This is a genomic window from Xanthomonas hortorum, from assembly GCF_040279205.1.
Taxonomy (GTDB): Bacteria; Pseudomonadota; Gammaproteobacteria; order Xanthomonadales; family Xanthomonadaceae; genus Xanthomonas; species Xanthomonas hortorum_F.
Window position 1 is genome coordinate 63350 of the sequence record NZ_JBEOLS010000015.1, and the last position, 21205, is coordinate 84554.

At 65.3% G+C, this 21205-nt stretch carries 16 protein-coding genes; 7 read left to right on the plus strand and 9 right to left on the minus strand.

Annotation, left to right across the window (positions count from 1 at the left end):
* The first annotated feature begins 92 nt into the window (after nucleotides 1-92).
* From mtnA to ABS769_RS08700, 3 genes are all read left to right on the plus strand, one after another.
* The gene (gene mtnA / locus ABS769_RS08690) at nucleotides 93-1157 is read left to right on the plus strand and encodes an S-methyl-5-thioribose-1-phosphate isomerase (protein WP_074057721.1); all 1065 of its coding nucleotides are present in this window, start codon (nucleotides 93-95) and stop codon (nucleotides 1155-1157) included.
* 211 nt (nucleotides 1158-1368) lie between these two features.
* On the plus strand, nucleotides 1369-4080 hold the full coding sequence (gene gyrA, locus ABS769_RS08695) for a DNA gyrase subunit A (RefSeq protein WP_317061617.1): 2712 nt from the start codon (nucleotides 1369-1371) through the stop codon (nucleotides 4078-4080).
* 194 nt (nucleotides 4081-4274) lie between these two features.
* Nucleotides 4275-6752 (plus strand): membrane-bound PQQ-dependent dehydrogenase, glucose/quinate/shikimate family, encoded by a 2478-nt coding sequence (locus tag ABS769_RS08700; protein WP_317061618.1) that lies wholly within the window; start codon nucleotides 4275-4277, stop codon nucleotides 6750-6752.
* A gap of 223 nt (nucleotides 6753-6975) precedes the next feature.
* Here ABS769_RS08700 and ABS769_RS08705 read toward each other — a convergent pair whose 3' ends face one another.
* Nucleotides 6976-7701 carry a hypothetical protein gene (locus ABS769_RS08705; RefSeq protein ID WP_023903654.1) on the minus strand — a complete coding sequence of 242 codons (726 nt, stop codon included), beginning with the start codon at nucleotides 7699-7701 and terminating at the stop codon, nucleotides 6976-6978.
* 113 nt (nucleotides 7702-7814) lie between these two features.
* On the opposite strand from ABS769_RS08705, the gene ABS769_RS08710 reads away from it, so the two are divergent.
* Nucleotides 7815-9020: a hypothetical protein gene (locus ABS769_RS08710; RefSeq protein ID WP_350498142.1), complete on the plus strand. Its 1206-nt coding sequence runs from the start codon at nucleotides 7815-7817 to the stop codon at nucleotides 9018-9020.
* A gap of 562 nt (nucleotides 9021-9582) precedes the next feature.
* On the opposite strand, the gene hutU is transcribed toward ABS769_RS08710, so the two are convergent.
* The 4 genes from hutU to hutI all read right to left on the minus strand — a co-directional run bounded on the left by hutU (nucleotide 9583) and on the right by hutI (nucleotide 14958).
* Complete coding sequence (gene hutU, locus ABS769_RS08715; RefSeq protein ID WP_317063185.1) at nucleotides 9583-11250, minus strand: urocanate hydratase; 1668 nt, start codon at nucleotides 11248-11250, stop codon at nucleotides 9583-9585.
* Between the two features lie 16 nt (nucleotides 11251-11266).
* Nucleotides 11267-12127: an N-formylglutamate deformylase gene (hutG, locus tag ABS769_RS08720; RefSeq protein WP_317063186.1), complete on the minus strand. Its 861-nt coding sequence runs from the start codon at nucleotides 12125-12127 to the stop codon at nucleotides 11267-11269.
* Nucleotides 12128-12200: 73 nt separating this feature from the next.
* A complete protein-coding gene (gene hutH / locus ABS769_RS08725) occupies nucleotides 12201-13739 on the minus strand; it encodes a histidine ammonia-lyase (protein WP_430544193.1) in 1539 nt (512 codons plus the stop codon).
* 13 nt (nucleotides 13740-13752) lie between these two features.
* Nucleotides 13753-14958: an imidazolonepropionase gene (gene hutI, locus ABS769_RS08730; protein ID WP_317063188.1), complete on the minus strand. Its 1206-nt coding sequence runs from the start codon at nucleotides 14956-14958 to the stop codon at nucleotides 13753-13755.
* A gap of 60 nt (nucleotides 14959-15018) precedes the next feature.
* Between hutI and ABS769_RS08735 the strand changes: the two genes are divergently transcribed.
* Entirely contained in the window at nucleotides 15019-16389 is a 1371-nt protein-coding gene (locus ABS769_RS08735) for a formimidoylglutamate deiminase (protein WP_317063189.1), read from the plus strand.
* Between the two features lie 4 nt (nucleotides 16390-16393).
* Nucleotides 16394-17167: a histidine utilization repressor gene (hutC, locus tag ABS769_RS08740; RefSeq protein ID WP_074065984.1), complete on the plus strand. Its 774-nt coding sequence runs from the start codon at nucleotides 16394-16396 to the stop codon at nucleotides 17165-17167.
* 36 nt (nucleotides 17168-17203) lie between these two features.
* Here the strand turns inward: hutC and ABS769_RS08745 are convergent, their stop codons facing one another.
* From ABS769_RS08745 to ABS769_RS08755, 3 genes are all read right to left on the minus strand, one after another.
* Nucleotides 17204-18211, minus strand: a complete 1008-nt coding sequence (locus ABS769_RS08745; protein WP_317063190.1) for a restriction endonuclease — start codon at nucleotides 18209-18211, stop codon at nucleotides 17204-17206.
* Nucleotides 18212-18447: 236 nt separating this feature from the next.
* Nucleotides 18448-19011: a phasin family protein gene (locus ABS769_RS08750; protein WP_317063191.1), complete on the minus strand. Its 564-nt coding sequence runs from the start codon at nucleotides 19009-19011 to the stop codon at nucleotides 18448-18450.
* A gap of 251 nt (nucleotides 19012-19262) precedes the next feature.
* Nucleotides 19263-19538 (minus strand): polyhydroxyalkanoic acid system family protein, encoded by a 276-nt coding sequence (locus ABS769_RS08755; protein WP_043889151.1) that lies wholly within the window; start codon nucleotides 19536-19538, stop codon nucleotides 19263-19265.
* Between the two features lie 171 nt (nucleotides 19539-19709).
* Here ABS769_RS08755 and ABS769_RS08760 point away from each other — a divergent pair, with 171 nt between their 5' ends.
* Complete coding sequence (locus ABS769_RS08760) at nucleotides 19710-20519, plus strand: FHA domain-containing protein (protein WP_023903666.1); 810 nt, start codon at nucleotides 19710-19712, stop codon at nucleotides 20517-20519.
* Here ABS769_RS08760 and msrQ read toward each other — a convergent pair.
* The gene (gene msrQ, locus ABS769_RS08765) at nucleotides 20461-21117 is read right to left on the minus strand and encodes a protein-methionine-sulfoxide reductase heme-binding subunit MsrQ (protein WP_317063192.1); all 657 of its coding nucleotides are present in this window, start codon (nucleotides 21115-21117) and stop codon (nucleotides 20461-20463) included. The genes ABS769_RS08760 and msrQ overlap by 59 nt on opposite strands.
* Between the last annotated feature and the right edge of the window lie 88 nt (nucleotides 21118-21205).

The window sequence follows — 21205 nt, forward strand, 5'->3', positions numbered from 1 at the left end:
GCTTTTGCGCTTGATGCATTGCTGCGCTCGGACGACGGGCTGAGCAATGCCGGTCCACTGACTGGGCTGCCCGCGCGCCTTACAATAGCGCCATGAACGACAGCGCCCACATCGATTACGCCCGCTACGACCACATCCGCCCATTGCTGTGGACCGGCGATGCCCTGGAATTGCTCGACCAACGCAAGCTGCCCTTCGTGGTGGAGCATGTGCGTTGCGAGAGCAGCGATGCGGTGGCCGAGGCGATCCATTCGCTGGCGGTGCGCGGCGCGCCGGCGATCGGGATTGCGGCCGGGTGGGGCGTGGTGTTGGCCGCGCGCGACATCGATGCCGATGACGGCAGCGCGGCATTGCAGAAGCTCGAACCGGCGCTGTTGCGGCTCAATGCCGCGCGTCCGACCGCGGTCAATCTGGCCTGGGCGCTGATGCGCATGCGCCGCGTGCTGGGCGCTGCCGGCGCCGACTGGCGCGCGGTGATCGCGCGCGAGGCGCAGGCCATCGCCGATGAAGATCTGGCAGCAAATCGGCACATGGGCGCACTCGGCGCTGCGCTGATCGCGCCGGGTAGTGGCGTGCTGACCCATTGCAATACCGGCTCGCTGGCCACCGCCGGTTTCGGCACTGCGCTGGGCGTGATCCGCGCCGGCATGGCGCAGCAGCGCATCGGCAAGGTGTTTGCCGGCGAGACCCGGCCGTGGTTGCAGGGCGCGCGGCTGACCGTGTGGGAGCTGCAGCAGGATGGCATCGACGCGACCTTGATTGCCGATTCGGCCGCCTCGCACCTGATGAAATCCGGCCTGGTGCAATGGGTCATCGTCGGCGCCGACCGCATCTGCGCCAATGGCGATACCGCCAACAAGATCGGCACCTATCAGCTGGCGATCGCCGCGCGCCATCACGGCGTCAAGTTCATGGTGGTGGCGCCTTCGTCGACGGTGGACATGGCGACCGCCAGCGGCGAGCAGATCGAGATCGAGCAGCGCGACCCGGGCGAATTGTTCGGGGTGGGCGGGGTCAGAACGGTGGCCGATGGCATCCATGCCTGGAACCCGGTGTTCGACGTCACCCCCGGCAGCTTGATCGATGCGATCGTCACCGAGCGCGGGGTGATTGCGCAGCCCGACCTGGCGCAGATGCAGGCCGCATTCGGCGCCTGAGCCCGGCGCGGTGCGATAACGCTGCCAACACCGCGCAAACGCCCTGCAAGTGCTTGTTTCTGGCTGGTAAACCGGCGGCATCGGGCTGCCCCTTCGTGGTACAATCCGGGGCTTGAATCGATCGGCGGGAGCGTGGGGCCGGCAGCCTGTTACAGGGTGCTCCCGACGCGGCTTTCCGGCTCGCCCGCCACCTCAAAATTACGGAACCCGAATGGCAGAAACCGCCAAGGAAATCATCCAGGTCAATCTGGAAGACGAGATGCGCAAGAGCTATCTCGATTACGCGATGAGCGTGATCGTGGGCCGCGCACTCCCCGATGCCCGTGATGGCCTCAAGCCTGTGCATCGCCGCGTGCTGTTTGCCATGCACGTGCTGGGTGCGCACAGCAACAAGGCGTACTTCAAGTCGGCGCGTATCGTCGGCGACGTCATCGGTAAATACCATCCGCACGGCGACCAGTCGGTGTACGACACGTTGGTGCGCATGGCGCAGCCATTCTCGCTGCGCTACATGATGGTCGACGGCCAGGGTAACTTCGGTTCGGTCGATGGCGACTCTGCCGCGGCGATGCGTTACACCGAGTCCCGCATGTCGCGTCTGGCGCATGAGCTGATGGCCGACATCGACAAGGAAACCGTCGATTTCCAGCCCAATTACGACGAAAAGGAACTGGAACCGACGGTCATGCCGACCCGGTTCCCGAGCCTGCTGGTCAATGGCTCGGCCGGTATTGCGGTGGGCATGGCCACCAACATCCCGCCGCACAATCTGACCGAAGCGATCAACGCCTGCATCGCCTTGATCGACACGCCGGAGCTGGATGTCGAAGGCCTGATGGAATACATCCCGGGCCCGGATTTCCCCACTGCCGGCATCATCAACGGCACCGCCGGCATTGCCGCCGGCTACCGCACCGGGCGTGGCCGGGTGCGCATGCGCGCCAAGGCCGACGTGGAAGTGGCCGACAACGGCCGTGAAGCGATCATCGTCACCGAGATCCCGTATCAGGTGAACAAGGCGCGGTTGATCGAAAAGATCGCCGAGCTGGTGAAGGAAAAGAAGCTCGAGGGCATCAGCGAGCTGCGCGACGAGTCCGACAAGGACGGCATGCGCATCTACATCGAGGTCAAGCGCGGCGAGTCGGCCGAGGTTGTGCTCAACAACCTGTATCAGCAGACCCAGATGGAGTCGGTGTTCGGCATCAACATGGTGGCGCTGATCGACGGCCGCCCGCAGTTGATGAACCTCAAGCAGATGCTGCAGGCGTTCATCCGCCACCGCCGCGAAGTGGTCACCCGCCGCACCATCTTTGAGCTGCGCAAGGCGCGTGCGCGTGCGCACGTGCTGGAAGGCCTGACCGTCGCGTTGGCCAACATCGACGAGATGATCGAGCTGATCAAGACCTCGGCCAACCCGCAGGAAGCGCGCGAACGCATGCTGGCCAAGACCTGGGAACCGGGTCTGGTCGGTGCGCTGCTGGGCGCCGCCGGTGCCGAAGCCTCCAAGCCGGAAGATCTGGCCCCGGGCGTGGGCCTGGCCAACGGCTTCTATCAGCTCAGTGAAGTGCAGGCCTCGCAGATCCTGGAAATGCGCCTGCATCGCCTGACCGGGTTGGAGCAGGAAAAGCTGACCGACGAGTACAAGCAGTTGCTCGAGGTCATCCAGGGCCTGATCCGCATCCTGGAAAACCCCGACGTGCTGCTGCAGGTGATCCGCGACGAGCTGATCAATATCCGCGAGGAGTACGGCGACGAACGCCGCACCGAGATCCGTCACAGCGAAGAAGATCTGGACATCCTGGACCTGATTTCGCCGGAAGACGTGGTGGTGACGCTCTCGCATGCCGGCTATGCCAAGCGCCAGCCGGTCAGCGCGTATCGTGCGCAGCGCCGTGGTGGCCGTGGCCGGTCTGCGGCGGCGACCAAGGAAGAGGATTTCATCGACCAGCTGTGGCTGGTCAATACGCACGACACGCTGCTGACCTTCACCAGCAGCGGCAAGGTGTTCTGGCTGCCGGTGTACCAGTTGCCGGAGGCCGGCTCCAATGCGCGTGGCCGTCCGATCGTCAATTGGATTCCGCTAGAACCCGGCGAGCGTGTGCAGGCGGTGCTGCCGGTGCGCGAATACGCCGACAACCGCTATGTGTTCTTTGCCACGCGCAACGGCACGGTCAAGAAGACCCCGCTGAGCGAATTCGCGTTCCGCCTGGCACGCGGCAAGATCGCGATCAACCTCGATGAGGGCGATGCGCTGGTCGGTGTGGCCTTGACCGATGGCGATCGCGACGTGTTGTTGTTCGCCTCCAACGGCAAGACCGTGCGCTTTGGCGAATCCACCGTGCGTTCGATGGGCCGTACCGCCACCGGCGTGCGCGGCATCCGTCTGACCAAGGGCGAAGAAGTGGTCAGCCTGATCGTGGCCGAGCGTGCCGGCGGCATCGAAGGCGATGTCGAGGACGAGGGTGTCGAGGACGTGGTGGAGAGCACGGACGGTGTCGAGGCGGAGGTGATCGACGTCGCCGAGAGCGACGACATGGCCTACATCCTCACCGCCACCGAGAACGGCTACGGCAAGCGCACCCCGCTGACCGAGTACCCGCGCAAGGGCCGCGGCACGCAGGGCGTGATCGGCATCCAGACCACCGAGCGCAACGGCAAGCTGGTGCGTGCGGTGCTGCTGGGCGCCACCGACGAAGTGCTGCTGATTTCCGATGGCGGTACGCTGGTGCGCACCCGCGGTTCGGAGATCTCGCGCGTGGGTCGCAATACCCAGGGCGTGACCTTGATCCGCTTGTCCAAGGGCGAAAAGCTGCAGGCGGTCGAACGCCTGGATGCCTCGCTGGATGAGGCCGAGGACGTGCTGGACGATGCAGCGGTTGCACCGGCAGCAAGTGCAGGCGACCTGCCACCGACCGAAGCGTGATCGCATCTGGCGAGCAACGCAGCTGAAGAAAAACGCCGGCGCACAGCCGGCGTTTTTTATTGCACGCGGTGACATCTGCAACGCAGTGTTTTTCGACGGCGTTCGCAAAGAACGCGGTTTTTTCACCGCGGCGGGTCGAAGGTTGGGGGTGGTGCGGCGGCGTTGCGTCGCCGCAGATCGAAGAGGAACAACTGATGACGACATTGCATCGTCCTTCCCGTCGCGGCCACTGGGCGCTGGCGACGTTGGGAGGCGTGATTGGAGTGCTGGGCGCCGTGCTGCTGGCAGGCGGCGTGTGGCTGGCCGCGCTGGGCGGCTCCTGGTATTACGCGCCTGTGGGCGTGGCCTTGCTGATCGCCGGCGTATTGCTGTTTCGCGGTCGCAATGCGGGCGCGTGGTGGTTTGCCGCAGTGGTGGCGGCGACGTTGCCGTGGACGTGGTGGGAATCGGGCAGCGACTACTGGCGTTGGGTACCGCGGCTGGGCTTGATCGTCGGCTTGGCATTCGTGCTGGCGCTGCTGCTGCCGAAGCTGGAGCGCCCGGTGTCGCGTGCGGTGTCGCGCAGCGTGGCCGGCGTTCTGGCGGCGGTGTTCGTGGTGGCCTTCGCGCTCGCCTTCGTGCCGTTTGGGGTGACCGAGGCCGATGGCGCGCTGGCACACGCCGCCGGCATGGCCGCGGGCCTGGTCAAGCGCAGCGCGTCTGCAGCGCCGGCCGCCGCCGACGGGCAGCCGGGCAATGCGCCTGCCGACGACGACTGGGCCGCGTATGGACGCAGCCAGGCCGGGCAGCGCTATTCGCCGTTGCAGCAGATCAACCGCGACAACGTTGCGCAATTGAAGCAGGCCTGGGTCTTCCACACCGGCGACCTGCCGAGCAAGCGCTGGGGTGCGGAAACCACGCCGCTGAAGGTGGGCGACAGCCTGTATCTGTGTACTGCGCGCAATCAGGTGATCGCGCTGGATGCCGCCAGTGGCAAGGAGCGTTGGCGTTACGATCCCAAGGTCAAGGACGAGGCGATTCCGTATACGGCCGCCTGCCGTGGTGTGTCGTACTACCAGGTGCCGGTGGCAGCCAACGACGCCGCCGCAGTAGCGGCAGCGGAGGGGGCGCCGCTGTGCCGCACGCGCATCATCGAAGGCACGCTGGATGGCCGCCTGATCGCGCTGGATGCGCGTAGCGGCAAACCGTGCACGGATTTCGGCAACAACGGCCAGGTCGACATCACCGTCGGCATGGGGCAGACGCCGCCGGGCTATGTGTCGATCAATTCGCCGCCCGCCATCGTGCGCGGGGTGGTGGTCACCGGCCATCAGGTGCTGGACGGGCAGAAGCGTTACGAGCCGTCCGGTGTGATCGAAGGCTTCGATGCGGTGACCGGCCAATTGCGCTGGGCCTGGGACATGACCCATCCGGACTGGAACGGCGCACCGCCGCCGGGCCAGACCTGGACGCGTGGCACGCCGAACATGTGGACCACCGCCGCGGCCGACGAACAGCTGGGCTATGTGTATCTGCCGATGGGCAACTCCACCGCCGATTACTGGAGCAGCTCGCGCACGCCGCAGGAGAATCGCTATGCGACCTCGCTGGTGGCGCTGGATGTCACCACCGGCAAGCCGGTGTGGAATTTCCAGACCACGCATATCGATGCGTGGGATTACGACCTGGGCTCGCAGCCGAGCCTGATCGACTTCCCCAAGGACGGCGTCAACGTGCCGGCGGTGTTGTTGCCGAGCAAGCAGGGCGAGTTGTACGTGCTGGATCGGCGTACCGGCAAGCCGCTGGTGGGCGTGGAAGAACGCGCAGTGCCCGGTGGCGGTGTGGAGCCGCAGATGCGCGCCAGGACCCAGCCGTTCTCGCTGTATCACACCTTGCGCAAGCCGGATCTGACCGAGCGCGACATGTGGGGGATGACGCCGATCGATCAGCTGGTCTGCCGCATCCAGTTCCGCAAGGCCAGCTACAAGGGCATCTACACGCCGCCGGAAGCCGACCGCCATTCGATCGAATACCCCGGCTACAACGGCGGTTCGGATTGGGGCAGCGTGTCGGTGGATCCGCAGCGCGGGGTGATCGTGGCCAACTACAACGACATGCCCAACTACAACCTGCTGGTGCCGCGCGCCAAGGCCGACAAACTGGGCTGGGCACCGCGCGATGAAGCGCGCGGCGATGCAGGTGGCGCGGAAGGTGCGGGCGATCCGCAGGCCGGTACGCCGTATGCGATCAACGTCAATGCCGGCTGGCGCCTGCCGTTCACCAAGCTGCTGTGCAAGCAGCCGCCGTATGGCGGCATCCGTGCGATCGATCTGGCCAGCGGCAAGACCCTTTGGGATCGTCCGTTCGGCAGCGCACGCGGCAATGGTCCGTTCGGCATCCGCTCTGGTCTGCCGATCGAGATTGGCACGCCCAACAACGGCGGTTCGGTGGTGACGGCCAGTGGCTTGATCTTCATTGCCGCAGCCACCGACGACCTGATCCGCGCCATCGATCTGTCCACCGGCAAGGAGCTGTGGCATGCCAAGCTGCCGGCCGGCGGCCAGGCCAACCCGATGGTCTACGCCTACAACGGCCGCGAGTATCTGGTGATCATGGCCGGCGGCCACCACTTCATGGAAACGCCTGCGGGCGATTCGTTGGTGGCGTATGCGTTGCCGCAGAAAAAGCCTTGATTTGAGCTGTTATCGGACCTGCTCGCCAGAGTTCGTTAGCCGTTCCTAAGGCTTGAAACAAAAAAAGCGCACCGCAAGCGGTGCGCTTTTTTTATGAGTAGTCGCAAGTACGTTTTAGCCAACGATGCTCATCGATACGCTGTCAGACAGCCATGTATCTACGTGTTGAGCTAACAGAACACCGCGCCCACGCTCTTGCGAATCCCGATTCCCGAATCCCGAATCAAGCCACATTCGCCGCAACTGCTTCTTCCATCACCGCATCCTGCGCGTCCTGCGCCAGCGTGGCCTTGACGATGATCGAGCGGATGGCGTCGGTGGCATCGGACAGTGGCACATCGCTGCTCAGCCGCTGAAAGGTGTCGCGGCTGTTATAGCCGGAGCCGTCTTTCAAATAGTGGTCGTACATCGACAGCAGGTCCTGGCAGGCCGTGATCAATGCGGCGACGTTACCGCGCACCAGCGCATGGCCGATCTGGTCGAAGCTGTGCAAGCAGTCCGCCAACCAGTGCAGGTCGTAGCGGGCGGTGTTCGGTTCCGGCGCATTATGGCCGCGGCTGTAGGCGCTATAGCGACGCAGGCTGCGCGCAACGCGCGCCACGTGCGCAAACAAGGTGCCGATTTCGTTGGCGATGTCCAGTTGCTGCACCATCACCATCGGAATCACCTGGGCCGTGGTCGCCTGTTGCTCGGCCGCATTCTGTTCCTGCTGCTCCAGCGACTGTTTGAGCACCGCGTAGCTGCGCTGCAGCGATTCCAGCTCCAGCGTGCTGGCGGCCGCGCGTGCCTTCAATTGCGACAGCGCAGCCTGGTAGCGGGCAAGACTGTCCTGGGTGTTCGCAAGCTGGCCGGACTCGGCACGCAGTTGCCGGCCACGCACGAACGCCAGCCCGGTGGCGATGAGCGCCCAGAGTGCGAATGCAGGCACCAGGTAGATCAGGATGCCCATGGAGGCTCCTCGAAACGTTGCATACCTTGTCGGCCTGATCCCGGCAGTCTTGAGGGCAATTGTCGAGAATGTGACGGGCTACGGTGGTTTTGCCGTCAAAGCAGGCCGCCGGCGTGCAGGTCCGCGCACCCCTGACGAAAGACATGTTGCGAGCGGTATCCCTGCATGCTCGAATCAACGTACTCGCCAGCCCAGAGTTCCGCATGCGCAGATGGAGTGATTGCTGGCTGACCACACTGCGGAACATGCGCGCAGTCGCACTGATCTGGATGTTGTTGTGCGCCACTGCGCATGCCGCGCCACCCACACCGCCATCGACGTACGTCCAGGTGGGTTACAGCGAAGCGACGGATCTGTTCAACCTGCTGGATAACCTGTCGGATTGGTTGCCGGGCTTTACGGTGCCCGTCTACCGCAGCTACATGGAAGCCCATGGCGGGCTGGATCAGGCGGACCGTGCCGCGCTTGCCGCCTATGCGGATTTCCGCCGCCGCACCTCGGGGCTGGCAAAAGACGACGATCTGGAGGTGGTCGACCGAGTCTTTGCGCCAGACGTCACCCATGACGCGGATCCGTTCTCCCGACATTTCCTGGGGAGCGAAGACTTCGAGGCTTCAGCGAACGCCGCCATTGCAGAGCAGTCGGCAGATGACCAGAGACTGTTGCGCGCGTATTTTGCGCGGTTCGTTCCGCGTGCCAGTCGTTTGATCGCAGTTGCATCCCGTTTCGAGCAACAGATACGCGTGCTGAGCGAGGAGCTATCCAACCCGGCCGTTTCCCGCCTGGCATTGCAGATGCGTGATTTCTTTGCGGTGCCGGAACCTCCGGTGTTCGAGGCACGATTCGTGTGGTGGCCGGAGATGGATACCACCCAGGCCAAAGTGCGTGGACGCACGATGCTGCTCTATTCGCAGCACGATGCGCTCACCGGCACGGCATCAATGGACTGGACGCCGATCCTGTTGCACGAGTTGAGTCATTACTTGTCTGCGGGGCAGCCATCCGCGCGTAAACGCATGCTTGCTGCCAACTTCTTGCGGCTGTGTCCGAGTGCGGCCACCTTGCGTAACCCGCTCAACGCGCTGGAAGAGCCATTGGCGATTTACTGGGGACAGTATCGATTCGAACACGCGGTACGTGGACGTGCGTTGCCGATGGCGTCGCAGTGGTATATCCAGGCGGATGCAGATCGCGCGGCGAAGGCGATCGCAGCTTCTTACCCAGCAAGCGGGGCGGTGCCGCTGCTCGATGACAGCGCATTGCTGGCTGCTGCTGCATCGGCCTGCAAGCAGATAGGGATGGAAACCAAAGCCGATTAGAGCGGCTAACAAAACGCGTGTAGAGCGGTTGATTTGTGGCTTGGCTGTGGGGTCCTTGCCCGCCCACCGTCGCGGGACACGCTGCAAGTACGTCCTTGTAAGCTCTTACGCGGCATCCATGCCGCGTAAGGTCCCGCGACGGTGGGCGGGCAAGGACCAGTCGGGATGGTCGGTGTGCGTAGCTATTCTCAAAGCAACCAGCAAACTGTCTGGTGAGGACATCGCGCCCTCGACTGACCCAGCTTTTGACCTAAGCTTTTGACTGCGTTTAACCGCCGCCGCGACCGAAATCTCGGTTGTCCCTGGAGTAGTTGAACAGTGCGGCGGATAGATCAGTTGTAGAGCTGATGTCTGCAGCTTGGCTGGTGGGCCCTTGCCCGCCCACCCTCGCGGGACACGCTGCAAGTACGTCCTTGTAAGCTCTTACGCGGCATCCATGCCGCGTAAGGTCCCGCGACGGTGGGCGGGCAAGGACCACTCGAGATGGTCGGTGTGCATGGTTGCGAGCAGTGCACACAGCCTGCCGACAGCGTGCGGTATACCGCGCTGTCGGAGGGCGAACTCAGCCAAGAATTCCCGGTAAATCCAGCCCTTTTTCTTTCGCGCAATCGGTGGCGATGGCATAGCCGGCATCGGCGTGGCGCATCACGCCGGTGGCCGGGTCGTTCCAGAGCACGCGTTCGATCCGCTTGTCTGCTGCTTCGCTGCCGTCGCAAACGATGACCATGCCGGCGTGCTGCGAGAACCCCATGCCGACGCCGCCGCCGTGGTGCAGCGAGACCCAGGTGGCGCCGCTGGCGGTATTGAGCAGGGCGTTGAGCAGCGGCCAGTCGGAGACGGCATCGGAGCCATCGGCCATGGCTTCGGTTTCGCGGTTGGGCGAGGCGACGCTGCCGGAATCCAGATGGTCGCGCCCGATGACGACCGGCGCCTTCAATTCGCCGCTGCGCACCATCGCGTTGAAGGCCAGACCCAGCCGATGCCGATCGCCCAGGCCGACCCAACAGATGCGCGCAGGCAGGCCCTGGAAGGCGATCTTTTCGGCGGCCATGTCGAGCCAGCGATGCAGATGCGCATCGTCGGGAATGAGTTCCTTGACCTTGGCATCGGTCTTGGCGATGTCCTGCGGATCGCCACTGAGCGCGACCCAGCGGAACGGGCCGACGCCGCGACAGAACAGTGGCCGGATGTAGGCGGGCACGAAGCCGGGGAAGTCGAACGCGTTGTCGACGCCTTCTTCCAGTGCCATCTGGCGCAGGTTGTTGCCGTAATCCACGGTGGGCACGCCCAGCGCGTGGAAGGTGAGCATGGCGCGGATGTGGCTGGCCATCGACTCGCGCGCGGCGGCTTCCACTTCCTTGGACGCGCTCTCGCGTTTTGCGTCCCATTCTTCCACGCTCCAGCTCTGCGGCAGGTAGCCGTTGACCGGGTCGTGCGCGGAGGTCTGGTCGGTCAGCAGGTCCGGCTTGATCCCGCGTAGCAGCAGCTCGTCCAGCACATCGGCGACATTACCGAGCAGGCCGACCGACAGCGGCTTCTTCGCCGTGCACGATTCCTCGATCAGGCGCAGCGCCTCGTCCAGCGAGTCGGTCCAGGTGTCCAGATAACCGGTGCGCAGGCGCATGTCGATGCTGGAACGGCGGCATTCCACCGCCAGGCACGAGGCGCCGGCCATCACTGCGGCCAGCGGCTGCGCGCCACCCATGCCGCCGAGGCCGCCGGTGAACAGCCACTTGCCGGCCAGGTTGCCGCCGTAATGCTGGCGGCCCATCTCCACGAACGTTTCGTAGGTGCCTTGCACGATGCCTTGCGCGCCGATGTAGATCCAGCTGCCGGCAGTCATCTGGCCGTACATCGCCAGACCTTTTTTATCGAGTTCGTTGAAGTGGTCCCAGGTGGCCCAGCGCGGCACCAGGTTGGAGTTGGCGATCAGCACGCGTGGCGCATCGGCATGGGTGCGAAACACGCCGACCGGCTTGCCGGATTGCACCAGCAAGGTCTGGTCGTCGTCCAGGCGGGTGAGTGCGGCGACGATCGCATCGAAGGATTCCCAATCGCGCGCAGCGCGGCCGATGCCGCCATACACCACCAGCTCCTGCGGGCGCTCGGCCACGTCCGGGTCCAGGTTGTTCATCAGCATGCGCAGCGGCGCTTCGGTGAGCCAGCTCTTGGCGGTGAGCGTGGTGCCGGTGGCGGCGCGGATGACGCGGGTTGCATCGTGACGGGTCATGCCGGGTTCCTTGCAATCAACGGTGCGCCGCAGGCGGCGTGGTGTCGGAGGAGGGGGGTGTGGCGTTGGCGAAGTGCAGGCAGGTCAGCAGCACGTGCCGCAGCACAGCGCGTAATGCCACTGCGTGCGCGGGCTGCCAGGGCGTGGGCCAGGTGTCTGGGGTGATGTCGTCGGGCTCGCGCATGTAACCGCGGCAGGCCAGCTCCATCTGCAGCGTATGCACACCGCGCTCGGGCTGCGCGTAGTGGCGGGTGATCCAGCCGCCCTTGAAACGCCCATTGCGTACGGTGCTGGAGCCACTGCTGCGGCACAGCCGTTCCACCGCATCGACCAGGTCTGGATCGCAACTGCGGTCGTCGTTGCTGCCGATGTTGAACTGCGGCAACTCGCCGTCGAACAGGTGCGGAATATGCGAGCGGATCGAATGCGCATCGTAGACCACGATCTTTGGGTGTTGCGCGTGCAGGCGCGCAATCTCGCTAGCGAGCGCAGCGTGATAAGGATCGAACCAGCGCGTGCGGCGTAGCTCGATCTGCGCCTGATCAGGTGCGTCACCGTCTGCGTACAACGGTTGATTGTCGAAGGTGGTCAGCGGGCACAGGCCGGTGGTGTTCTGGCCCGGATACAACGATGCGCCGCTCGGGTCGCGATTGACGTCGATCACCGAGCGCGAGATCGCGGTACGCACAGTGGTGGCACCGAGCGATTGCGCGAAGTCGTACAGCTGATGCACCCACCAATCGGCATCGCGGCGCGCCAGCCACGGCGACACGAATCGATCGGCCACGTCGTCCGGCAGCTCGGTGCCGGTATGCGGGAAGCTGACGATCAGTGGCGCATCGCCGCGGTGAACTTCGAGCCAGGGCAGAGCGCTCATCGTTGCCTACCTTGCATCGGTGCAATCGCCGAGACGTATTGATAGCGCGATTGCGTCTTGTCGGCCTGCCGATTCATGCGTCCTGCTCCACACCCGGCAATGCCATCGCCACCGCGCGCGCCAGTGCACCCGAGCGCACCAGCGCACTTGCAGCCAGCATGTCGGGATGGAAATAGCGGTCGTCCTGCAGCGTGGGCACCTGCGCACGCAGCAGTGCGCGTGCGGCTTCCAATGCGGCGCTTGAGCGTAGCGGCGCATGGAAGTCGCAGCCCTGCACCGCAGCCAGCAACTCGATGCCGATCACATGCGTGGCGTTCTCTGCCATTGCCAACAAGCGGCGTGCGCCGTGCGCGGCCATCGACACATGATCTTCCTGGTTGGCCGAGGTCGGAATCGAATCGACACTGGCCGGATACGCGCGCTGCTTGTTCTCCGACACCAAGGCCGCAGCGGTGACCTGCGGAATCATGAAGCCCGAATTCAAGCCCGGGCGCGGGGTGAGAAATGCCGGCAGGCCAGACAACGCCGGGTCGACCAGCATCGCGGTGCGGCGTTCGCTGATTGAGCCGATTTCGCAGACCGCCATCGCCAGCATGTCGGCCGCAAACGCCACCGGCTCGGCGTGGAAATTACCGCCCGACAACGCCTCGCCGGTATCGCTGAACACCAACGGGTTGTCGGACACGCCATTGGCTTCGATCTCCAGCGTGCGCGCGGCCTGACGCATGATATCCAGCGCCGCGCCCATCACCTGCGGCTGGCAGCGCAGACAGTACGGATCCTGCACGCGCACATCGCCCAGCCGGTGCGATTCGCGAATGCTCGAATCGGCCATCAAGGCGCGCAGCGCTGCAGCGGTGGCGATCTGCCCAGGCTGCCCGCGCAGGGCATGGATGCGCGCATCGAACGGCGTATCCGAGCCCTTGGCCGCTTCCACCGACAAGGCGCCAGTGACCAGCGCGGCCTGCAGCACGGTTTCGATCTCGAACAAACCGGCCAATGCGCAGGCAGTGGAAAACTGGGTGCCGTTGAGCAGCGCCAGGCCTTCCTTTGCGCCGAGCACGCGTGGCTGCAACTGCGCCTGTGCAAGCGCCTCGGCGGCAGGCAAACGTTGCTCGCCGACGAAGGCTTCGCCAACGCCAATCATCACAGCGGCCAGATGCGACAACGGCGCCAGATCGCCGGAGGCGCCGACTGAGCCCTGGCACGGCACCACCGGGGTGATGCCCAGACGCAGCATCGCGTCCAACAGCGCCAAGGTGTCCGGCTGCACGCCGGAGGCGCCTTGGGCCAGGCTGGTGAGCTTGAGCGCCATCATCAGCCGCACGACCGGTACGGGTGTGGGCTCGCCGACACCGGCCGCATGCGACAGCACGATATTGCGTTGCAGGGTCTGCAGGTCCTCGCGCTCGATGCGCACGCTGGCCAGTTTGCCGAAGCCGGTATTGACGCCGTAGACCGGCTCGCCGCGCGCGACGATGGCCTCCACCGTCTGCGCGCTGCGCAGTACGGCGGCTGCGCAAGTGTCGTCCAACACGACCTCGGCGCCGCGATACAACGCACGCCATTGCGCCAGGGTGACCTGGCCGGGCTGCAAGACAACAGAACTCATGACGACTCCGGATTCAGCAGGAATGCCCGCGCCAGACGCGGGCATGAAGTGGGTTGAAGCCCATGCGGTAGACCAGATCGGCCGGCGCGTCGATGTTCCAGATCGCCAGGTCGCAGTGCATGCCGGCGCGCAGCCGGCCAAGCCGCTCGCCGCGCCCGAGCGCGCGCGCGGCATCGCGGGTAAAACCGGCGATGCATTCGTCCACGGTCATACGGAACAAGGTGGCGGCCATATTCATCGCCAGCAACGGACTGGTCAGCGGCGAGGTGCCTGGATTGCAATCGGTGGCCAGGGCCAGCGGCACGCCGGCGGCGCGCAACGCGGCGATCGGCGGCAGCTGGGTGTCGCGGGTGAAATAGAACGCGCCCGGCAACAGTACCGCCACCGTGCCGGCGCTGGCCATCGCGGCAACGCCGTCGCTGTCCAGATATTCGATGTGATCGGCCGACAGCGCGCCATAGCGTGCCGCTAACGCTGCACCGTGCTGATTGCTCAGTTGTTCGGCGTGGATCTTGATGCCCAAGCCGTGCGCTTGCGCGGCGACGAACACTTGTTCGGCCTGCGCGGGCGAGAACGCCAGGTGCTCGCAGAACACGTCCACCGCCTCGGCAAGACATTGCGCGGCAATCGCCGGAATCATCTGCGTGCAGACCGCGTCGATATAGGTCTGTGCATCGCTGCCCGGTGGCACCGCATGGGCGCCGAGAAACGTTGGCACCACTTCGACCTTGCGCAGCGCGGCGAGCTGGCGTGCCACGCGCAGCTGTTTGGTTTCGTCCTCCAGCGTGAGCCCGTAGCCGGATTTGATTTCCAGCGTGGTCACGCCTTCGGCAAGCATGGCGTCCAGGCGTGGCAGGCTGGCGGCCAGTAACGCTGCATCGTCGGCAGCTCGAGTTGCGCGCACCGTGGCCACGATGCCGCCGCCGGCCGCAGCGATCTGCGCATAGCTGGCGCCGCGCAGGCGTTGTTCGAATTCGTTGGCGCGATTGCCTGCATACACCAGATGGGTATGGCAATCGATCAGGCCGGGGCTGATCCAGCGGCGCCGGCAATCGTGCGCAACGTCCGGCGTCAGCGCCGGGGCCTGCGCGGCCGGGCCGGCGTAGGTGATGCGGCCGTCCTGGCAGGCCAGAACGCCATCGTCCACGATGCCCAGGCCACCATCGGCTGCGTCCAGGGTCATCAGCTGTGCGTTGTGCCAGAGGACGTCGCAATGCATGGCGCAGGCTCGTGGTGTCTGATATGTATATACAATAGAACCGGCAATCGAGGGTGTCCAGTGGCAGACCAACAGGTGCAGGCGATGTGGGCAGCGCGGGCTCTCTTGCCCGATGGCTGGGCAAGCGGTGTGCGGATCGCGCTGGCACAGGGGCGCATCGCCTCGGTGCAGACCGATACTGCGGTGGCCGCCACTGATACCCGTGTCGAGGTGCTGCTGCCCGGGTTGGGCAATCTGCACAGCCACGCGTTCCAGCGCGGCATGGCCGGCTTGACCGAGGTGGGTGGGCGCAGCGGCGACAGTTTCTGGAGCTGGCGCGAGTTGATGTACCGCTTTGTCGACCGGCTGGACCCGGATAGCCTGCAGGCGATCGCCGAACAGGCCTATGTGGAAATGCTCGAAAGCGGCTTCACCCGCGCCGGCGAATTCCACTATCTGCACCACAACCCCAGCGGCGCGGCGTATGCGCACGCAGGCGAAATGTCCGAGCGCATTGCCGCCGCCGCTGCCAACACCGGCATGGGCCTGACGCTGTTGCCGGTGTTCTATGCGCATTCGGATTTCGGTGGTGTCGCGCCGAGTACAGCGCAGCGTCGTTTGATCCACGACATCGATGGCTTCGCACGCTTGCTGGACGACTGCACGCGCAGCCTCAAAGCCTTGCCCGATGCAGTGCTCGGGTTGGCGCCGCACAGCCTGCGCGCGGTCACACCAGAACAACTGGCTGCGCTGGTGCCGCTCACCGATGGCCCGATCCACATCCATATCGCCGAGCAGCAACGCGAGGTCGATGCGTGTCTGGCCTGGTCAGGGCAGCGCCCGGTGCAGTGGCTGCAGGCTAACGCGTCGGTGGATGCGCGCTGGTGTCTGGTGCACGCCACGCATGTGGATGCGAGCGAACTGCAGGCGATCGTCGATAGCGGTGCGGTGGTCGGGCTATGCCCGATCACCGAGGCGAATCTGGGCGACGGGCTGTTCCCGATGCAGGCATTTGCCGCTGCGGGCGGGCGTTTCGGCGTGGGTTCGGATTCGAATGTCTTGATCGATGCGGCCGAAGAACTGCGCCTGCTCGAATACGGCCAACGCCTGCAATTGCAGGCGCGCAATGTGCTGGCACAAGGTGGCGTTTCCAGTGGGCGCTGGTTGTTCGGTCAGGCCGGCGATGGCGCGGCGCAGGCCTTGGGTATTGCGCACAGCGGCATTCGTGTCGGCGCCTCGGCCGATCTGATCGAGTTGGATCTCACCCATCCGGCGCTGCTGGCGCGCAGCGACGATGCCTTGCTCGACAGTTGGCTGTTCGCCGCACGCGGCAGCGCCGTGCGCACTGTCTGGCGCGCCGGGCAACAGGTGGTGCGCGACGGGCAGCATGTGGATCGCGCACGCATTGCCGCCCGTTTTGCCGGCGTTTTGCGATCGCTGCTGAGCAACTGAGCGGATGCGCGCACAATGCGGGTCTGACCGGAGACCTGCTTTGACCGCCCACCCCATTGCCGCGCCCGGCACCCTGCATCAACGCATCCGTCAGGATCTGGAACAACGCATCCACAGCGGCGACTGGCCGCCCGGTCACCGCGTGCCGCCCGAACACGAGTTGATGACGCAGTACGGCTGTTCGCGCATGACGGTCAACAAGGTGCTCGGGCTGCTCGCCGACGCCGGCATGATCGAACGTCGCCGCCGCACCGGCTCGTTCGTGGCGCGGCCGCATCCGCATCTGGAACAGGTGGCGCTGTCGATCCCGGATATCGAAGTGGAGATGACCGCGCGCGGCCATGCCTATCGGTTTTCGTTGCTGTCGCGGCGACTGCGCAACCTGCGTCAGCGCGTGCCGCAGGAACGCGCCCTGGGCAGCACCGGCAAGGTCCTGGCGCTGGAAAGCGTGCACCTTGCCGACGGCAGCCCGTTCGCGCTGGAGCAACGCGTGATCGATACCACCACGGTGCCGGAGGCGTTATTGCAATCGTTCACCGATGTCGCGCCGGGCAGTTGGCTGTTGCGCAACGTGCCATGGACGCGCGCCGAACACCGCATCAGCGCGGTCAATGCCGACGCCGCGCAGGCGCAACGCCTGCAGGTGGACGATGGCGCCGCATGTCTTGTGATCGATCGCCATACCTGGCGAGGCGATCAGCCGGTCACCTACGTGCGTCAGTGGTTCCTCGGCGGCTCGTACGATCTGGTGGCGCGGTTTGCGCCGGGAATGCGCTGAGATTCGCAGCGGCTGACCAACGCGCCAATCACCCACTCAAATCGTCGTGCATTGACGCCAACGCACCGGCTCGTCCACGCCTGCGCGCGGATTGAGTTGCACGCGCACGGTGCGCAGGTACGGGTAGCGTTCCAGTTCGCGGCAGATCAGCGGCCATGCGGCGGCGTCTTCGACCGTGCGGTCCACCGCCAACGTTGCCTGAGTGATCCAGATCCCGCGGAGTAGACCGGGCGTCTGGGCGAGCGCTTTGGAAACCTCGCGTTGATAGCCTTGCATGGTCGCTGCATCCGGTTCCTTCCCGCTTGCGAATGGCATGGCTGCCGGGGTCGATGCAGTTGTGGGCGCTGCCTGCGACGTAGCAGTAGCCGGGGCAGCGGAAGGCGCAGCACGCACGGGTGCGGCAACCGGTGGGGGCGGTGCAATTGCAGTCTGCGTCAGCGCCGCTTCCGGCAGCGCCGGCTGCAGTGCCAGTACAGCGACCAGCGCCAAGGTTGCCAACGCCACACCGGCGATGACGCTGTGGCGGATCGCGCGGCGCCTTGCCATGCCGACCACGCCGGTTTCCATGTCGCCGGGCAGGTAGGGTTTGAGCAGTGGCCACAGGCGCGCGCCGTCCAGCACTTCGATGGATTGCTTGTCGGCGGCCGCGATGCCTTCGCGCTCCATGCGGCCCTCGGTCACCATCACGCCGCCGCCAGCACCGGCCAGCCGCGCCATCGCGCCCAACTCGTTGACCGCCGCCACGCCGATGCGATAACCGCGCCCGTGCTTGCAGGCAACCAGGCGGGTGCCGTGGTCGGTCTGCATCATGAAATCGGCGGTGGGCAGGCCGTCCTGCGGCAACCGGGTCGGTTGCCAACCGCGTTGGTCCTGCAGCACGCGCAGCACCAGGGCGGAAAAATCACGCCAATGCATCGCGGCCAGGGCGCGCACGCCCTCGGTGGTTTCGTCGGCGCGACGCCGCACCAGCCAGACATAAGCGCACACCGCCAGCCACAGCAAGAGAGCGGCCAACAGCGCCAAAATCCAGGAAGGCATCAGCATAAAACGAAGTTATGGCGCGTATAACGAAATGGTGCGCCTAGAAGAATCCCTCGCGGCAGATTCGTCAATGGATCGCGGGCGGCGAACTCACAAGCCGTGATCCAGATAGCGAAAGACCCGCCAGTCCGAAGCCGTGAGGGGAGGGGAGCAAACGGACTTCGTGTTACAGGACTGGCGGGTCCTTCTCGATTGTGTGGAAAATCATGCTGCTTTGCAACATTGTCCGGGTGCCAGGCTTATTCGCCGTCGAACGCAGCCGTGTTTCCGGTCGAGGTGCTGCCCGGTGTGGTTGACGATCCAGTGCCGGCCGTGTCGCTAGTGGCAGCCTGCGCGGCTTGATTGGCGGTGCGGTTGGCGCGCTTGGTGGCGGCGGTATTGGCGCGCACCTGGGCCTTCAACGATTCCACTTCTCGACGCAGGTTTTCCAGCTCGTCCTGTTCGGGGATGTTGAGGGTGCGCAGCACGCCCTTGACGCGCTCGTCGAAAGCCTTGCCCAGCCGGTCCCAGCCACGCACGGCGGTGTCGCGTGCCTGCTCGAACTGGGTCTCCACCTCTTCGCGCAGTTCGTCGACGCTTTCGCTGGCCTTCTGCTGGCCCGTGCGCTCATAGGCCGCGCCCTCGCGAACCAGGGAATCGAACAATTTGCCGCCCTCGGTCTGGACGCGACCCAGCGCGCCGAGCCCGGCCAACCACACCGTCTGTGCCGATTCGCCAAGCCGGCGCGAAATCTGCTCTGCCTGCGCCTGGAACCCATGGGCCGCGTTGTCGCGGTTGCCGTTCTGATCGTATCCGGTCGTCATGCGATGCTCCTGTAGGTTGCTAAAGCGACGTTGCCTTCACCCTAGTGCCGACGCTGCATCGGGCAGGTGAAGCATTGCCTGCTGGCGTCCATCTAGGTCATGTGTGCGCGAGACGCGTTTTCAAGCATCCGCGCATCCAGCGTGATGCGGGTGACTTGACGCTGAAGGGCCGGCACCTCCAGCGCGGCCTGCTCAAGTTCGCAGGCCCCAGGCCTGGCCCGATTGGGGCAAGGACGATCAGACCGGCCTGCTCAGGCGAGTTTTTCGCTCAGCAACCGACGGATTTCCGATTCCACCATCGGCTGCACCGCCGACAACAGAAAGCCAAGCTCGGCGGTGACATGCACCTGCTGCGGCAGCAAGGCGATCGCCCCGTCCACACCGGCACGCGCGATGCGCAAGGTGTCGCCTTCCCAGTGCGAAGCGATGCCGTAGCGATCGGTCAGTTTGCGTGCCGCCTCGTCGATCGCTGCGCGGGCCTGGGCCGGCGTCAAGGAATGGTCGTGGCGGATATCGATGCTGGACATGGCGTGGATAGGTGAGACGAAAGGAGCGCGCATTGTGCGCATGCGCGGGCCAGGCTCCAAGTGCGGATGGTTGCAGCGGACCAGGAACGACGCGCAAACACTGCGCCTGTTGGGCGGACGCCGGTCACGTTGTTGGCCGCTGCAAGGGGCAGACCTGCTAGGCTACGGCGGGTGCGCGATCTGCAAGTTCATTTCACTCACCGGCAGCAGCCGGATCATTCTCTCAAGCCCGGCGTCCACCGGATCGTCCGTCATGCCTCGGGCAGCGTGCGGGTGGTGGACGATGCGCAGGGCGCGTTGCTATTGGCGCAGTTCTGCCTGGACCAGCGCGGCCTGTGGTTGCAGGTGGCCAACGGAATCCGCGGCATCCATGTCAACGGACGCCCGGTACGCCGCATGGCACTGCTGCGCCCCGGCGATGCGATCTACGCCGATGGCGTGGAGATGCTGCTGCGCAGTGCGCCGTCGAGCGCGCCGGCCAACGACGTGCCAGAGGACGACGCCGGCCTGAGCGAGGTCTGTCTGTTGTTGCGCGGGCTGGGTGGTCGTCATCACGGGCGCAGCTTCACGCTGGATCGTTCACGGCTGGTCGGCAGCGACCCGGCGGCGGATATCGTCATCGACGACCCGGCCTTTGCGGCCCAGCATGCGCGCCTGGAACGCCACGGCGACCGCGTGCTGATCCGCGATCTGGGTTCGGAAGAAGGCAGCTGGATCAATGGCGTGCAGGTGCGCGACGGCTGGCTGCAGGCCGGCGACCAGGTCGTATTCGATGCCCGCCACCGGTTCGTCGTCGAGGTACCGCGTACCCATCACGGCACCACCTGGGATATCCCCGACACCGAGCCGTTGCCACCGCCGCGCGCCACCACCGAACCGACGCGTGCGCCGGTCAAGGTCGCGCGCTGGCCGTGGCTGCTGCTCAGCGCGGTGTTGCTGGCGGCGGCGCTGAGCGCCTTGCTGTGGTTCGGCGCGCGCTGAGTTTTTTCCAGACCCGCCAGCCCAGCAATACCGCGAGGATGCCGGCATACAGCGCCGGTTCGCGGATATCGGATTTCACCAGCCACCAGAAATGCAGCACTGCCAACAGCCCGGTCGGGTAGATCAGCATGTGCAGGCGGCCCCAGTTGCGCTTGAGCCGACGCATCCAGCCCTGGGTGGAGGTGATCGCCAACGGCAGCAGTAACAGCCAGGCCGTGAAGCCGACGGTGATATAGGGCCGTTTGATGATCTCTTCGAAGATCTGCGTCCATAAGCCGCGCAGATCCAGGCTCAGGTAGGCCGTCAGATGCACGCTGGCGTAGAAGAACGCGTACAGCCCGAGCATGCGGCGGAAGCGGATCAGCACCGCCTGGCCGGTGAGCTGGCGCAGCGGCGTGATTGCCAAGGTGATCAACAGGAAGCGCAGCGCCCATAGCCCGGTGCGGTGCTCGATCTCGGCGACCGGATCGGCGCCCAGCGCGTCGCTGCCGGTTTGCCACACCTGCCAGAACTGCCAGCCGAGCAATGCGATCGGCGTCAGCGCGGCCGCATGCAGCAGCGTCTTGGCAGCGATCAGGGAGGTGGATGTCTTGGCCATGCGATCTCGAAGAGGGGAGCGTGCTGCGCGGTGCCATGCATGCATCGTAGGAGCGCACCCGGGCGCGACGGGCTTTCCTGGTAATGCC